This window comes from Streptomyces sp. NPDC051183 (assembly GCF_040682455.1).
Classification (GTDB): domain Bacteria; phylum Actinomycetota; class Actinomycetes; order Streptomycetales; family Streptomycetaceae; genus Streptomyces.
This window is the reverse complement of sequence record NZ_JBFBBA010000005.1, coordinates 42140-58588: the sequence shown is the minus strand read 5'-3', so window position 1 is coordinate 58588 and position 16449 is coordinate 42140. Positions and strand designations below refer to the sequence as shown.

The 16449-nt window shown below is 73.2% G+C and carries 11 protein-coding genes; all 11 read left to right on the top strand.

Annotated features, from left to right (window positions below; all coding sequences use genetic code 11):
- The first annotated feature begins 164 nt into the window (after window positions 1-164).
- The gene (locus tag AB0M99_RS05910; protein WP_365917432.1) at window positions 165-2279 is read left to right on the top strand and encodes an ATP-binding protein; all 2115 of its coding nucleotides are present in this window, start codon (window positions 165-167) and stop codon (window positions 2277-2279) included.
- Between the two features lie 98 nt (window positions 2280-2377).
- Window positions 2378-3958, top strand: a complete 1581-nt coding sequence (locus AB0M99_RS05905; RefSeq protein ID WP_365917431.1) for a PucR family transcriptional regulator — start codon at window positions 2378-2380, stop codon at window positions 3956-3958.
- Between the two features lie 168 nt (window positions 3959-4126).
- The gene (locus AB0M99_RS05900) at window positions 4127-5572 is read left to right on the top strand and encodes an aldehyde dehydrogenase family protein (protein WP_365917430.1); all 1446 of its coding nucleotides are present in this window, start codon (window positions 4127-4129) and stop codon (window positions 5570-5572) included.
- Between the two features lie 154 nt (window positions 5573-5726).
- Entirely contained in the window at window positions 5727-7679 is a 1953-nt protein-coding gene (locus AB0M99_RS05895; RefSeq protein WP_365917429.1) for an acyl-CoA dehydrogenase family protein, read from the top strand.
- A 28-nt stretch (window positions 7680-7707) separates the two neighbouring features.
- Window positions 7708-9072, top strand: a complete 1365-nt coding sequence (locus tag AB0M99_RS05890) for a hypothetical protein (protein WP_365917428.1) — start codon at window positions 7708-7710, stop codon at window positions 9070-9072.
- Window positions 9073-9092: 20 nt separating this feature from the next.
- Complete coding sequence (dxr, locus tag AB0M99_RS05885; RefSeq protein WP_365917427.1) at window positions 9093-10346, top strand: 1-deoxy-D-xylulose-5-phosphate reductoisomerase; 1254 nt, start codon at window positions 9093-9095, stop codon at window positions 10344-10346.
- Window positions 10343-11644: a site-2 protease family protein gene (locus tag AB0M99_RS05880; RefSeq protein WP_365917426.1), complete on the top strand. Its 1302-nt coding sequence runs from the start codon at window positions 10343-10345 to the stop codon at window positions 11642-11644. The genes dxr and AB0M99_RS05880 overlap by 4 nt, the downstream gene beginning before the upstream one ends.
- 175 nt (window positions 11645-11819) lie before the next feature.
- Entirely contained in the window at window positions 11820-12977 is a 1158-nt protein-coding gene (ispG, locus tag AB0M99_RS05875) for a flavodoxin-dependent (E)-4-hydroxy-3-methylbut-2-enyl-diphosphate synthase (protein ID WP_365917425.1), read from the top strand.
- Window positions 12978-13144: 167 nt separating this feature from the next.
- A complete protein-coding gene (locus AB0M99_RS05870; RefSeq protein WP_365917424.1) occupies window positions 13145-13990 on the top strand; it encodes a GNAT family N-acetyltransferase in 846 nt (281 codons plus the stop codon).
- Window positions 13991-14097: 107 nt separating this feature from the next.
- Window positions 14098-14667: a GNAT family N-acetyltransferase gene (locus tag AB0M99_RS05865; protein WP_365917589.1), complete on the top strand. Its 570-nt coding sequence runs from the start codon at window positions 14098-14100 to the stop codon at window positions 14665-14667.
- Window positions 14668-14711: 44 nt separating this feature from the next.
- Complete coding sequence (locus tag AB0M99_RS05860; RefSeq protein ID WP_365917423.1) at window positions 14712-16406, top strand: proline--tRNA ligase; 1695 nt, start codon at window positions 14712-14714, stop codon at window positions 16404-16406.
- Window positions 16407-16449: the final 43 nt, after the last annotated feature.

Below are 16449 nucleotides of genomic sequence, written 5' to 3'. Positions count from 1 at the left end.
TGCTCCGTTCGGGAGTGGTGTCCGCGTGTCCTTGTCCGTGACGGCCATAGGAAGGACGCGGCACGTGCCTTCTTGGATCATGCCGGGGTACGGGCCGCCGGCGCCCCCGGCCACTAGATTGAGCGCGCAGCGCAGCGCAGTTACGGGCAGGGGGCAGGGGTTTCATGGACACCGACGGCACGCACGGCACCGACGCGAGGCGGGCGCCGGGCGCCGGGCACGTCCCCCGCCCGGCCGGCCCCCCGCCCGGCCTCCCCCCGAAGCCCTCCCGCGCCCCGAACACCGGCCCGACCCTCGCCGCCTGGCTGCGGACCCCGCGCACCTCCGACGGGCCGGGCGTCTGGTCCTACGGACACGTGCCGCGCGCCGCCGAGGAGCCCGAGCGCACCCCGACCCGCCAGCTGGTCAGCGGGGCGCTCATCGCACTGCTGGCCGGGCTGCTGCTGTGGTCGCTGCTCTGGAACGGCTACCTCGGCGGGTTCTGGCTCTGGCCGCTGTACATGTTCACCCCCGACTCCTGGGCCGGGACGCTCCCGTCCGTCGTGGCCGCGTACACCTGGTACGCCATCGTCGCGGTCACCCTGCTGATCGGCTTCGGGCGCCTGGGCCGCTGGCCCGAGCTGGGCGGCCGCCTGCTCGGCAGCCGCGCCCTGCGCGCCGCGAAGGCGGCCGTCCCGGCCCCCCGGGCGCCCGAGGCGGGCGGCCCCGAGGACCCGGCCGGATGGCCCGAGGTGCGGGAGGCCGGGATGGGGGAGGTGGCCGAGGTGCTCGGGGGGGAGGTCGGGGCCGGGCGGATGAACGACGTCGACTACGCCCGGATCCGGCGGGCCTGGGAGACCGTACGGGCCGAGCCCTCCCGCGCGCGGGCCTTCGCGGAAGCCGTGCGCACCAAGGGCGCCGGGGCCTGCGTGCACCCCTCCGGGGCCCGCGACCTGCCCGTGCGCGCCTCCCGGCACGACATGCTCGCCCGCCAGGTGCTGCTCGGCACGGCCGACGAGGGCGCGCGCAACCCCTACGCCCGGCGCGGCGTCGGCCTCGCGCTCGATCCTTCGGTGCTCGGGACCTCCCTGCTCGCGGTGGGCCCCTCCGGCGCGGGCAAGACCCGCCACCTCGTCCGGCCCGTCGTCGAGTCCCTCGCCCTGCAGGCACTGGCCGGCCAGGCCGCCGTCGTGGCCGTCGCCTCGGCCGGAGCCCAGCTCGGACCGGACGCCGCCTTCGACGTCGTCGTCCGCGTCGGGGACCCCGACTCCGTCTACGACCTCGACCTCTACGGCGGCACCACCGACCCGGACGAGGCCGCCACGCTGCTCGCCGAGGCCTTCGTCGGCGACATCCAGGGGACCGACGTACGCCGGGCCGCGACGGCCCTCGCCCAGTTGCTCGGGCCGTACCGCACGGCCCACGGCCGCTTCCCCCCGGTGCCCGAGCTGCGCGAACTGCTCGACCAGGTGCCCGGGCCCCTCGCCGCCCTGCGCGCCCGCCTCGAAGCCGCCGGAGCGCACGCGATGCTCCGCGAGCTCGACGCGCGCGAACGCCAGCACGGCGCCCACGGCGACCCCGGACCGGCGCTCGCCGGGCGGGTGGCGCTGCTGGACCGGCCCGCCTTCGCGGGGTTCTTCGACACCACCGGGCAGGGCAGACCGTTCTCGCTGCGGGCCCTCGAACACCCGCTGCGCGTACGCATCGACCTGCCCGAGCGCGGGCACGCCGACGCCTCCCGGATGCTGGCCCGGCTGCTGCTCGCCCAGTTCAACGCCGCGGCCGCCGCCCGCGCCGACCGCTCGCTCTTCGCCTTCCTCGCCTTCGACGACGCCTCGTACACCCTCACCCCCGAGACCGTCCGCGGCGTACAGCGGCTCCGCTCGGCGAACGCCGGGGTGCTGCTCACCCTGCGCACGCTGGATGACGTACCCGAGGCGCTGCGCACGCCGCTGCTCGGCGCGGTCGGCTGCCGGATGGCCTTCTCCGGGGTCACCACCTGGGACGGGAAGCGGTTCGCCGAGGCCTGGGGCACCGAATGGGTGGAGACCCGTACCGTCACGCACCGGACGGTCTTCGCCGACCAGCCGCTGACCCGGGCCATCCACGCCTTCCGCAAGCTCGTCACCGGCAACGCCGTCACCACGGACGCGGTGACCGTTCGGCAGGAGGAGCGCGAGCGCTGGTCCCCCTCCGACCTGGCGCACGCCGTGCCGCCGGGGCACGCGGTCCTGTCGCTGACCACGGTGCGCGGGGAGCGGGCGGCCCCGCTGCTGGTCCGGCTCGCCGGAACCAGCTGAGCGGACCCGTACGAGGTGGCAGAATCGAGGGGAGCCGTTCGTACGACACGGCGAAATTCCCCCTCGCTCTCCCCTCCTGCTAAGGCGCCTGGTAACCGATGCCGCTCACCCTCGCCTCGCTCGTCCAGCACTCGGCGCTCAAACTCAGCGTCCGGGCGGGGGAGGGCCGACTCGACACCCCCGTGCGCTGGGCCCACGTCAGCGAGCTCGCCGACCCCGTCCCCTACATGGAGGGCGGGGAACTGCTCCTGATCACCGCCATGAAGCTGGACGCGGAGGACCCGCAGGAGATGCGGCGCTACGTGCGCCGGCTCGCGGCGGCGGGGGTCGTCGGCATCGGCTTCGCCGTCGGCGTCAACTACGAGGCCGTACCGGAAGCGCTGGTCGAGGCCGCGCGTGCGGAGGACCTGCCGCTGCTGGAGGTGCCCCGGCGGACGCCGTTCCTGGCGATCAGCAAGGCCGTCTCCGCAGCCCTCGCGGCCGACCAGTACCGGGCCGTCACGGCCGGCTTCGAAGCACAGCGGGAGCTGACCCGGGCCGCGCTGTCCGCCGACGGCCCCGCCGAGCTGCTCACCAGGCTCGCCGCGCACGTGCACGGCTGGGCCGCGCTGTACGACACCTCGGGCGCCGTCGTCGCGGCCGCGCCGGACTGGGCGGCCCGCCGCGCGGCCCGGCTCACGCCCGACGTGGAGCGGCTGCGGGAGCGGCCCGCGCCCGCCAGCGCGGTGGTCGGCGGGTCGGAGGACCGGGTCGAGCTCCAGTCCCTGGGCACGGGTCGGCGGGCGCGCGGCGCCCTCGCGGTCGGCACCGGCGCCCCGCTGGGCACGGCCGAGCGGTACGCCGTCCACTCCGCGGTGGCCCTCCTCACCCTCACGACGGAACGCTCCCGCTCGCTCCACGACGCGGAGTCCCGGCTCGGCGCCGCCGTACTGCGGCTCCTGCTGGCAGACGAGGCGGACCACGCGCGGGCCGTGGCCGGGGACCTGTACGGAGCCCTGCTGGAGGCCCCGTTCCGGCTGCTCGTGGCGGAGCCGGCGCTCTCGGGCACCGCGCAGCCGCAGGGCCTGGCGCTGCTCGCCGACGCGGTGGAGTCGGCGGCCGCCCGTACCGGCGAGGCGCTGCTGGTCGTGCCGGAGCCCGGCAGGCTGGTGGTCCTGGCGGCCGACGGCAGCTCCGCGGTGCAGGCGTGCGCCGATCACGCGGAGGCGATGGAATCGCGGCGCGCACTGGACGCGGGCGGGCCGGAGCCGGACGAGCTGGTGATCGGGCTGTCGGCGCCCGCGGGGCCGTCGGGCGTGGCGGCCGCCTTCAAACAGGCCGACCAGGCCCTCGCCGTGGCCAGGCGGCGCGGGCGGCCCATGGTGGAGCACGAGGACCTGGCCGTGGGATCGGTGCTCCCCCTGCTGGCGGACGACGCCGTACGGGCCTTCGCGGACGGCACCCTGCGGGCCCTGCGGGAGCACGACGAGAAGGGGCGCGGGGACCTGGTCGCCTCGCTGCACGCCTGGCTCTCCCGCCACGGCCAGTGGGACGCCGCCGCGGCCGACCTGGGCGTACACCGGCACACGCTGCGCTACCGGATGCGCCGGGTGGAGGAAATCCTGGGCCGCTCCCTGGACGACCCGGACGTTCGCATGGAGCTCTGGCTGGCCCTGAAGGCCACCTCGGCCCCGTCGTAGCCCGCGCCGGATCGCGGGGACCGCACGCGGGGCGCGTGCGACGACAGTGACAAAGCGGCGAAGGACGCGCCGCCGGCGCTCCATGCCGGACAAACGCCGAAACGCCGCCGGAGTCCTACGGTGGAGGGGACAGGACCCACCGCACAACTCCGAAGGGCCGGGATTCGCATGACTTCCACCCACGCCTTCTGGCTCGCCGGCCGCCAGGCCACCGGCGAGGACAGCTTCGACGTCCACTCCCCGTGGGACGGCCGGCTGGTCGGCACCGTCAGCGTGCCCACCGACGCGCAGGTCGAAGAGGCCGTGGCCGCGGCGCACGCCGCGACGGCGGAGTTCTCCGCGACCCCGGCCCACGTACGCGCCGCCGCCCTGGACCACGTCTCCCGGCGCCTCGCCGAGCGCACCGAGGAGATCGCCCTGCTGATCTCCGCGGAGAACGGCAAGCCCATCAAGTGGGCCCGCGGTGAGGTCGGCCGTGCGGTGTCCGTGTTCCGCTTCGCCGCCGAAGAGGCCCGCCGCTTCAACGGCGGAGAGGCCCAGCGCCTCGACACCGACGCCGGCGGCGTCGGCCGGCTCGCGCTGACCCGCCGCTTCGTCAAGGGCCCGGTCCTCGGCATCGCACCGTTCAACTTCCCGCTGAACCTGTGCGCCCACAAGGTGGCCCCGGCCATCGCCGTCGGCGCGCCGATCATCCTGAAGCCGGCCCCGGCCACCCCGCTCTCCGGTCTGATCCTCGGTGAGCTGCTCGCCGAGACCGACCTGCCCGCGGGCTCCTGGTCGGTCCTGCCGGTCGCCAACGACAAGATGCCGGCCCTGGTGAAGGACGAGCGCCTGCCCGTCATCTCCTTCACCGGCTCCGACACCGTCGGCTACGCCATCCAGCAGTCGGTGCCCCACAAGCACTGCACCCTGGAGCTCGGCGGCAACGCCGCGGCCGTCGTCCTGGACGACTGGTCCTCCGAGGCCGACCTCGACTGGGCCGCGACCCGCATCGCGACCTTCTCGAACTACCAGGCCGGCCAGTCCTGCATCTCCGTGCAGCGTGTGATCGCCGACGCCTCCGTCTACGACCGCCTCGTCGAGAAGGTCGTCGCGAAGGTCCAGGCCCAGGTCACGGGCGACCCGTCCGACTCCGCCACCGACGTCGGCCCCCTCGTCTCCGAGGACGCCGCCAAGCGCGTCGAGTCCTGGGTGGACGAGGCGGTCTCCGCCGGAGCCAAGCTGCTCAGCGGCGGCAAGCGCGAGGGTGCCTCGTACGAGCCCACCGTCCTCGCCGAGGTCCCGGACGGCGTCAAGCTCGCCACCGAGGAGGTCTTCGGCCCGGTTCTGACGCTGAAGCGGGTCGAGAACACCGACGAGGCCTTCGCCGCCGTCAACGACTCGAAGTTCGGCCTGCAGACCGGCGTCTTCACGCGGAACGTCCAGACCGCGTTCCGCGCCCACCGCGAGCTCCAGGTCGGCGGTGTGATCGTCGGCGACGCGCCGTCCTACCGCGCCGACCAGATGCCGTACGGCGGCGTCAAGCAGTCCGGCGTGGGCCGCGAGGGCGTGCGCTACGCGATGGACGACTACACGTACGAGCGGGTCCTGGTCCTCACGGGCCTCGACATCTGACCGACTCGGACGGCCGAAAGCCGACGGCCGGAGCCCACTGTGCGGGGGCTCCGGCCGTCCCCCTTTTCCGGACTGCCGGAAACGGGTACGACTCACAGGTAGCACCGGCCAGTAGGCCGGTACGACCGACTCCGGCGGCGAGGTGAGTCCCCGCATGTCCGCAACACAGCCCGTACAGCCCAAGGTGACCGAGCGCGAGGCACGGCAGGTCGCGGAGGCGGCCCGGGAGCAGGACTGGCGCAAGCCCAGCTTCGCCAAGGAACTGTTCCTCGGGCGCTTCCGCCTGGACCTGATCCACCCCCACCCGCTGCCCGCCGACGAGGACGTCCGGCGAGGCGAGGCCTTCCTGGCCCGGCTGCGGGAGTTCTGCGAAACGGCGCTCGCCGACGGGCTCGCGGCCCGCATCGAGCGCGAGGCGAAGATCCCCGACGAGACCGTGCGCGGGCTGAAGGAGCTCGGCGCGCTCGGCATGAAGATCGGCACCGAGTACGGCGGCCTCGGCCTGACCCAGGTGTACTACAACAAGGCGCTCGCCCTCGTCGGCTCGGTCAGCCCGGCCATCGGGGCGCTGCTCTCCGCCCACCAGTCGATCGGCGTACCGCAGCCCCTGAAGATGTTCGGCACGAAGGAGCAGAAGGACGCCTACCTGCCGCGCTGCGCCACCACGGCCATCAGCGCCTTCCTCCTCACCGAGCCCGACGTGGGCTCCGACCCGGCGCGCCTGGCCACCACGGCCGTCCCGGACGGCGAGGACGCGTACGTCCTCGACGGCGTGAAGCTGTGGACCACCAACGGGGTGGTCGCCGACCTCCTCGTGGTGATGGCCCGGGTGCCGAAGTCCGAGAACCACCGGGGCGGCATCACCGCCTTCGTCGTCGAGGCCGACTCGCCCGGCATCACCGTCGAGCACCGCAACGCCTTCATGGGCCTGCGCGGCCTGGAGAACGGCGTCACCCGCTTCCACGGGGTACGGGTCCCGGCCGGCCAGCGCATCGGAGCCGAGGGCGCCGGGCTCAAGATCGCGCTGACCACGCTCAACACCGGCCGGCTGTCGCTGCCCGCCATGTGCGTCGGCGCCGGGAAGTGGTGCCTGAAGATCGCCCGCGAATGGTCCGGGGTGCGGGAGCAGTGGGGCCGCCCGGTCGCTCGGCACGAGGCCGTCGGAGCGAAGATCTCCTTCATCGCGGCCACCACCTTCGCCCTCGAAGCGGTCGTGGACCTCGCCTCCCAGATGGCCGACGAGGACCGCAACGACATCCGCATCGAGGCCGCCCTCGCAAAGCTGTACGGCTCCGAGATGGCCTGCCTGATGGCCGACGAACTCGTCCAGATCCGCGGCGGGCGCGGGTTCGAGACCGCCGAGTCCCTGGCCGCCCGCGGCGAACGGGCCGTCCCCGCCGAGCAGATGCTCCGCGACCTGCGCATCAACCGGATCTTCGAGGGCTCGACGGAGATCATGCACCTGCTGATCGCCCGCGAGGCCGTCGACGCCCACCTTTCGGTCGCCGGCGACCTCATCGACCCCGAGAAGGCGCTCGGCGACAAGGCCAGGGCGGGCGCCAGGGCGGCCGGGTTCTACGCCCGCTGGCTGCCCAAGCTCGCCACCGGCGCGGGCCAGGTCCCCGGCACCTACCGCGCCTTCCACCCCGACGGCCACCCCGACCTCGCCACCCACCTGCGCTACGTCGAGCGCGGCGCCCGCAAACTCGCCCGCTCGACCTTCTACGCCATGTCGCGCTGGCAGGGCCGCATGGAGACCAAACAGGGCTTCCTCGGCCGCATCGTCGACATCGGCGCCGAACTGTTCGCCATGAGCGCGGCCTGCGTCCGCGCCGAGCACCTGCGCGCGACCGACGACCACGGTCGCGAGGCCTACCAGCTCGCCGACGCCTTCTGCCGGCAGTCCCGGCTCCGCGTCGAGGAGCTCTTCGGCCGGCTCTGGGACAACACCGACGAACTGGACCGCAAGGTCGTCGCGGGCGTCCTGTCCGGCACTTACACCTGGCTGGAGGAGGGCGTCCTCGACCCCTCGGGCGACGGCCCGTGGATCGCCGACGCCGCCCCCGGCCCCTCCGCACAGAAAAACGTGCACCGTCCCATTCGCTGACCTGCGATCATCGGCAGTCATAGGACGGATGTACGAGCACGAGTACGAGAGCTGGCGGACCGAGATGTCGACGGCCGTGGAAGACCGCAACAGCCGACGGCTGGCCTGGTGCGTGGCGCACTTGCTGCGCCACGCAACGGACCACATCGCCGCCGGCCTGCTCGACCGGCTCGACCGGCCGACCCGCAAGTACCTGTGCCGCGACGAATGGCTGCCCGCCTCGGCCGTCACCCTCCTGCTGCGCCACGGCAGCGCGGAGGACCGCGGCTACATCGCCCGCAACCCCCGCGTCGTCGGCCGGCCGCTGCCCGGCCTGCCCGGGCCCGCCCGCTACGCCCGGCGCCGGACCCCGCCCGGACTCCTGCCCGTGCTCGCCGCCGAGCTGGGCCGCGACCCCGCCGACGGGCCCCTCGGTGCCGAGGAACTGGTACGGCTGCTGCGCCGCCACGGCACGCACCGCCCGAGGGTCCCGCTCGGCATCCTCGCCCTCCCGCACGAACCCGACCCCGAGCTGCTGTGGATCGAGCACGCGCGGGATCCGCTGCCGCCCGGCTCCGTCGAGGCCCTGCTGCTCCGCGGCGGCCTCCCCCTGAACATCTCCCGGGGCCTGCTCGCCCTCCCGGGCGCGGCCCGGTCGTACGGGCCCTCCTGGTACCGGCCCGCCGTCCGCGCCGTACGGATGGGCCTTCTCACCCAGGGCGAGCTCGTCACCGACGTCCGCCCCGCCCGCCTCGCACTGCTGCTCGCCCGCCTCCCCGTGACCGGCGGCCTGCGCTGGACCCTGCCCGAACGGGCCGGGATGCTCACGGCCCTGCGCGCCGCCCTGGCCCCGCTGGGGGAGGACCCGCGCCTGTGGGCCGAACTGCTCCGGCACGCCCACACCTTCCGCGGCGGCCTGCCCGAGCTGGTGGCAGGGGTGCGCTACGCCTCCCTGCCCGAGCCGCCGGACGGGCCGCCGGTGCCCGGGCTGGCCGAGGCCGTGGCCCGCCTCGCCCCCTCCGCCGAGGAGCCCTCGGGGGACGTGGAGCGCGAACTCGCCCTGGCCAGCCTCGCCGTCCCCATGGAGACCGTCCAGGAGGACATCCGCTGGGTACGGGACTGCCTGGACCGCGGGCTGCTCACCGGCGCCGACGTGGTCCGGCACAAGCTGCCCGCCTGCTGGGCCCTCGACGAGGACCACTGGCTCGGCGACATCGACCACCCCGACCGGCACGACCGTCCCGAGGCCGTGCTGGCCGCGCGCGCGGAGGCGGACCGGCTGTTCGCGGTGGCCCTCGGCGACGACCCGGACGCCTGGTGGCGGGCCGCGCGGACACTCCCGGAATTCGCCGGAACGCTGCCGCACCTGCTCCTGCGGGTCACGGACGGGGGCTCCGTGTCCGAGCGCCCGTGAGTTGCGGCAACAATGGGGGCATGAGCGACCGTCCAGCCCCCCTCGCCGATCCGCACCTCCTCTTCGACCCCGCGGCCGGCCGCCGGGACATCGTCATCCTGGGGTCCACCGGATCCATCGGCACCCAGGCCATCGACCTCGCCCTGCGCAACCCGGACCGGTTCCGGGTGACCGCGCTGTCCGCCGCCGGCGGGCGCGTCGGGCTGCTGGCCGAGCAGGCCCGGCAGCTGCGCGTGAACGCCGTGGCCGTCGCGCGCGAAGACGTCGTACCGGCCCTGAAAGAGGCGCTGAGCGCCCAGTACCCGGCTTCCGAGCCGCTGCCCGAGATCCTGGCCGGGCCCGACGCGGCCGCCGAACTCGCGGCCTCCCCGTGCCACACCGTCCTCAACGGCATCACCGGTTCCATCGGCCTCGCGCCCACGCTCGCCGCGCTGCGGGCGGGCCGGACCCTGGCCCTCGCCAACAAGGAGTCGCTGATCGTCGGCGGCCCGCTGGTGAAGGCCCTCGCGAAGCCCGGCCAGATCATCCCGGTGGACTCCGAGCACGCGGCGCTGTTCCAGGCGCTCGCGGCCGGCACGCGCGCCGACGTCCGCAAGCTCGTGGTCACCGCCTCCGGCGGTCCCTTCCGCGGCCGCACCCACGCCGAGCTCGCCCACGTCACCGTCAAGGACGCCCTCGCGCACCCCACCTGGGCGATGGGCCCGGTGATCACCGTGAACTCGGCGACCCTGGTCAACAAGGGCCTGGAGGTCATCGAGGCCCACCTCCTCTACGACATCCCCTTCGACCGCATCGAGGTCGTGGTCCACCCGCAGTCCTACGTGCACTCCATGGTGGAGTTCACGGACGGCTCCACGCTGGCCCAGGCGACCCCGCCGGACATGCGCGGCCCGATCGCGATCGGCCTCGGCTGGCCCGAGCGGATCCCGGACGCGGCCCCCGCCTTCGACTGGACCAAGGCTTCGACCTGGGAGTTCTTCCCGCTGGACACCGAGGCCTTCCCCTCGGTGGGCCTGGCCCGGCACGTCGGTACCCTGGGCGGCACCGCGCCCGCCGTGTTCAATGCGGCGAACGAGGAGTGCGTAGAGGCGTTCCTGGCCGGTCGGCTGCCGTTCACAGCAATCATGGATACGGTCTCTGCCGTGGTCGATGAGCACGGGACGCCGGACGCGGGAACTTCCCTCACCGTCGCGGACGTCCTTGAAGCGGAGACCTGGGCCAGGGCCCGGGCACGGGAGATGGCGGCGCGGGCCGCAGTGGAGGCGGGCGCATGACGGCACTCATGACGGTGATCGGGATACTGATCTTCGTCTTCGGCCTGCTCGTCTCGATCGCCTGGCACGAGCTCGGCCACCTCTCCACGGCCAAGCTCTTCGGCATCCGCGTGCCGCAGTACATGGTCGGCTTCGGCCCGACCATCTGGTCGCGCCACAAGGGCGAGACCGAGTACGGGATCAAGGCCATCCCCATGGGCGGCTACATCCGGATGATCGGCATGTTCCCGCCGGGCGAGGACGGCAAGGTCACCGCCCGGTCGACCTCGCCCTTCCGCTCGATGATCGAGGACGCGCGCTCGGCGGCGTACGAGGAGCTGAAGCCCGGGGACGAGACGCGGCTCTTCTACACGCGCAAGCCGTGGAAGCGCGTCATCGTGATGTTCGCCGGTCCCTTCATGAACCTGGTGCTCGCGCTGGCGATCTTCTTCGGGGTCTGGATGACCTTCGGGCTGAGCCAGACGACCACCCAGGTCGCGAGCGTCTCGCCCTGCGTGATCCAGCAGAGCGAGAAGCGCGAGATCTGCAGGGACGGCGACCCGGTGGCCCCCGCCAAGGCCGCCGGCCTGCGGGCGGACGACCGCATCACGGCCTTCAACGGCCACAAGGTGGCCGACTGGGCCACCCTGCAGAAGCGGATCCGCGACACCGTGGGCCCGGCCACCGTCACCGTCCTGCGCGACGGCCAGCAGGTCACCCTCCCGGTGAACCTGATCGAGAACAAGGTCGCCAAGACGGACGGCCACGGCGGGTACCTCAAGGGCGAGTACGTGACGGCCGGCTGGCTCGGCTTCAGCCCCAAGAGTGAAATCGCCCCGCTCGGCTTCGGCCAGTCCGTGGAGCACTTGGGCGAGGTCGTCGACAACAGCGTGCAGGGGCTGCTCAGGCTCCCCGCCAAGGTCCCGGCCCTGTGGAACGCGGCCTTCAGCGGTGCCGAGCGCGAGCAGGACTCCCCGATGGGCATCGTCGGAGCGGCCCGGATCAGCGGCGAGATCGCGACCCTGGACATCCCGGCCGAGCAGCGGCTGGTGTTCTTCCTCCAGCTCGTCGGGTTCTTCAACCTCTCGCTGTTCCTCTTCAACATGCTCCCGCTCCTGCCGCTGGACGGCGGGCACATCGCGGGCGCCCTGTGGGAGTCGCTGCGGCGCGCGGTGGCCAAGGTCTTCCGGCGCCCCGACCCGGGTCCGTTCGACGTGGCGAAGCTGATGCCCGCCGCCTATGTGGTGGCCGGGATCTTCATCTGCTTCACGACGCTCGTGCTCATCGCCGACGTGGTGAACCCGATCAAGATCACCTAGTACGTCCCGTTGTCGCATCACGGGTACCGGAGCCGGGCACGCATCGTGCCCGGCTCCCTACGTTCGGGTGGTGCACCCCCTCGGATGCGCGGGGCGCGCGTTGATTGGCGTAATCTCGAAGGCTGGAGCCCGCCGATCTCGGGACCTTGATCCACACCTTGGGGTTGCACAGCAGATGACTGCCATCTCTCTCGGAATGCCGGCCGTGCCGACGAAGCTTGCCGACCGCAGGGTCAGCCGCAAGATCCAGGTCGGTTCCGTGGCCGTCGGTGGCGACGCACAGATCTCGGTGCAGTCGATGACCACCACCCGGACCTCCGACATCGGGGCGACGCTCCAGCAGATCGCAGAGCTGACCGCCTCCGGCTGCGACATCGTCCGCGTCGCCTGCCCGACGCAGGACGACGCCGACGCGCTCGCGGTGATCGCGAAGAAGTCGAACATCCCGGTCATCGCCGATATCCACTTCCAGCCGAAGTACGTCTTCGCCGCGATCGACGCCGGCTGCGCGGCCGTCCGCGTGAACCCGGGCAACATCAAGCAGTTCGACGACAAGGTCAAGGAGATCGCGCGGGCCGCCAAGGACGCGGGCACCCCGATCCGGATCGGCGTCAACGCCGGCTCGCTCGACGCGCGGCTGCTGAAGAAGTACGGCAAGGCCACCCCCGAGGCGCTGGTCGAGTCCGCGCTGTGGGAAGCCTCCCTCTTCGAGGAGCACGGCTTCAGCGACATCAAGATCTCGGTCAAGCACAACGACCCGGTCGTCATGGTCAACGCCTACCGCCAGCTGGCCGCCCAGTGCGAGTACCCGCTGCACCTCGGCGTCACCGAGGCCGGCCCGGCCTTCCAGGGCACCATCAAGTCCGCCGTCGCCTTCGGCGCGCTGCTCTCCGAGGGCATCGGCGACACCATCCGCGTCTCCCTCTCCGCCCCGCCGGTCGAGGAGATCAAGGTCGGCACCCAGATCCTGGAGTCGCTGAACCTCAAGCCGCGCCGCCTGGAGATCGTTTCCTGCCCGTCCTGCGGCCGCGCCCAGGTGGACGTCTACAAGCTGGCCGAGGAGGTCACGGCGGGCCTGGAGGGCATGGAGGTACCGCTGCGCGTCGCGGTCATGGGCTGCGTCGTCAACGGCCCCGGCGAGGCCCGTGAGGCCGACCTCGGCGTCGCCTCCGGCAACGGCAAGGGCCAGATCTTCGTGAAGGGCGAGGTCATCAAGACCGTCCCCGAGTCGAAGATCGTCGAGACCCTCATCGAAGAGGCGATGAAGATCGCCGAGCAGATGGAGAAGGACGGCGTCATGTCGGGCGAGCCGACGGTTGCCATCGGCGTCTGATCCGGTCACGGCCCCCGGCCACCGGCCCGATCCCCGCGCTCCGCCCCGGCCCCGTTCCCGCAGCTCGCGGGCGGGGCCGGGGCCTTTTCGTGACCCGGGGCGCACGGCATCCGCCGACGGCTGCGGGTACAGTTCGGAGATCAGCAGACTTGCATGGTGAGGCCCCAGTGTTGACGCAGACCACGACCCGGGTCCTTGAGCCCAGTGATCTCGACGCCGCGCTCGAAATCCTCGGACGCGAGCCGGTCGAGAACGCCTTCGTCACCTCGCGGGTCCAGGTCGCCGGACTCGACCCCTGGCGCCTGGGCGGCGAGATGTGGGGCTGGTACGCCGACGGCGAGCTCCGCTCCCTCTGCTACGCCGGCGCCAACCTGGTCCCCGTCTGCGCCGGACCCGACGCCGTCCGCGCCTTCGCCGACCGGGCCCGCCGCACCGGCCGGCGCTGCTCCTCCATCGTGGGCCCCGCCGAGGCCACCCGGCTGCTGTGGCAGCTCCTGGAGCCCAGCTGGGGACCGGCCCGCGACGTCCGCTCCCACCAGCCGCTCATGGTCACCGAGCAGCCGTCCACCGAGGTCCGGCCCGACCCGCTGGTGCGCCGGATCCGCAAGGACGAGATGGACCTGATCATGCCCGCCTGCGTGGCCATGTTCACCGAGGAGGTCGGCATCTCCCCGATGGCCGGCGACGGCGGTCTGCTCTATCAGGCCCGGGTCGCCGAACTCGTCTCCACCGGCAGGTCCTTCGCCCGCATCGAGGACGGCAAGGTCGTCTTCAAGGCCGAGATCGGCGCCGCCACCCGCCGCGCCTGCCAGATCCAGGGCGTCTGGGTGGCCCCCGAGTTCCGCGGCCGCGGCCACTCCGAGACCGGCATGGCCGCCGTGGTCGAGTACGCGCTGAGGGACGTGGCGCCCGTGGTCAGCCTCTACGTCAACGACTTCAACGCCGCCGCACGGGCGGCGTACCTGCGCGTGGGCTTCCGCGAGGTGGGCGCGTTCATGAGCGTGCTCTTCTAGGACCAGGCCCCGGACCCGGCCGGACCGAGCCGGACCCGACAGGACGGGATGCCTCGCCGCCAGGGCATACCGGCAGGCCGGGGCCGCCCAGTAAGGTCACCCGCATGATGCCTACGCCCGGGGTCGACGACCCCGACCGGCCCGCCGGACTCCGCATCGGGCCCTTCGACCTCGCCCGCCGCGTGGACGAGGCCCTGCGCGTGCAGGCCCTGGCCTTCGGGCTCAGCGAGGAGGAGGTCGGCATCCGGCGCTACATCGTCCAGCGCCACATGACCTGCCGCGGCGCCCGCGCGCTCGGCGCCTTCACCGAGGACGAGGCGCTGGCCGGCTTCGTCTACGGAATGCCGAACGACCGCACCCACTGGTGGTCCACCGTCGTCGAGCCCTACCTGCGGGCCGGCGGCCACGACGACTGGCTCGACGGCTCCTTCGTCATCACCGAACTGCACGTCCACCCCGGGTTCCAGGGCCACGGCGTCGGCCGCGCGCTCATCACCCGGATCACCGACGGCGCCGACGAGCCGCGCTCGATCCTCTCCGCCATCGACACCGACAGCCCGGCCCGCGGGCTCTACCGCGCCCTCGGCTACACGGACCTCGCCCGCCAGGTCCACTTCCCGAGCGCGAGCCTCCCGTACGCCGTCATGGGCGCACCGCTGCCGCTGACCAGGCGCTGAATTCGATTTCGGGGCCCGGGCGACCCCCGGTAGCCTCCCGTCCCATGTCGACGCATCACGTTCAGCGCATGTCCAGCCTCCTGGCCAAGACCCTCCGCGAGGATCCGGCCGACGCCGATACCCTCAGCCACCGCCTCCTGGTCCGCGCCGGGTACGTCCGGCGCAGCTCGGCCGGTGTGTGGACCTGGCTGCCGCTCGGCAAGCGGGTCCTGGACAACGTCTCGCGCATCGTCCGCGAGGAGATGGACGCGATCGGGGCCCAGGAGGTGCTGCTCCCGGCGCTGCTGCCGAAGGAGCCGTACGAGGTCAGCGGTCGCTGGTCGGAGTACGGGGACCTGCTGTTCCGGCTCAAGGACCGCAAGGGCGCGGACTACCTCCTCGGACCCACGCACGAGGAGATCTTCACCCTGCTGGTGAAGGACCAGTGCACGTCCTACAAGGACCTGCCGGTCATGCTCTACCAGATCCAGACCAAGTACCGGGACGAGGCGCGGCCCCGGTCGGGCGTGCTGCGCGGCCGCGAGTTCCAGATGAAGGACTCCTACTCCTTCGATGTGAGCGACGAGGGCCTGGTGGAGTCCTACCGGCTCCACCGCGAGGCCTACGTACGCATCTTCGAGCGGCTCGGCCTGGACCACCGCATCGTGTCCGCGGTGTCCGGGGCGATGGGCGGATCGGCCTCGGAGGAGTTCCTGGCCCCGGCGCAGGCGGGCGAGGACACCTTCGCGGACTGTCCCTCCTGCGACTACGCGGCGAACACGGAGGCGGTGACCTTCGCCCTGGCCCCGGTGGAGGGCGAACACGGCCCGGTCGAGGAGCTCGACACCCCCGACACCCCGACCATCGAGTCCCTGGCCGCACTGCTCGGCGTACCGGCGTCGGCCACGCTGAAGAACCTCCTGGTGAAGGTGGACGGCGAGATCGTCGCCGTGGGCGTGCCCGGGGACCGCGAGGTCGACCTCGGCAAGCTGGGCGAGCACCTGGCCCCGGCGGTGGTGGAGTTGGTGACGGCGGAGGACTTCGCCGACCGGCCGGACCTCGTACGGGGCTACGTCGGCCCGCAGGGCCTGGACAAGGTCCGCTACCTCGCCGACCCCCGCGTGGCGCCCGGCACTTCATGGGTGACCGGGGCCAACAAGGCCGACACGCACGCCCGGAACGTGGTCTGCGGGCGGGACTTCGAGGTGGACCGGTACCTGGACGTGGTGGTCGTCGAGCCCGGCGACCCGTGCCCCTCCTGCGGCTCCGGCCTGAGCCTGGACCGGGCGATCGAGATCGGCCACATCTTCCAGCTCGGGCGCAAGTACGCCGACGCGTTCGGTCTCGACGTGCTGGGGCGCGAGGGCAAGCCGGTCCGCGTCACGATGGGCTCGTACGGCATCGGCGTCTCCCGGGCGGTGGCGGCGCTGGCCGAGCAGACGGCCGACGGACGAGGCCTGTGCTGGCCGGCCGCGGTGGCCCCGGCGGACGTGCACGTGGTCGCGGCGGGCAAGGCCGTGCCGCTCGCGCTGGCGGAGGAGGCGGCGAGCGCCCTGGCCGCCTCGGGCCTGCGGGTCCTGCTGGACGACCGGCCGGGGCTCTCCCCGGGGGTCAAGCTCACGGACGCGGAGCTGATCGGCGTGCCGTGGATCCTGGTGGCGGGCCGCCGCTCCGCGGAGTCGGTGGTCGAGCTCCAGAACCGCGCCGCGGGCACCCGCGAGGAGCTCCCGCTCGCGGAGGCCCTCGCCCGCCTGACCTGACCCGCCGGCGGCGCCGCTGCCGGGGCTCTGCCGAAAGGCGGCA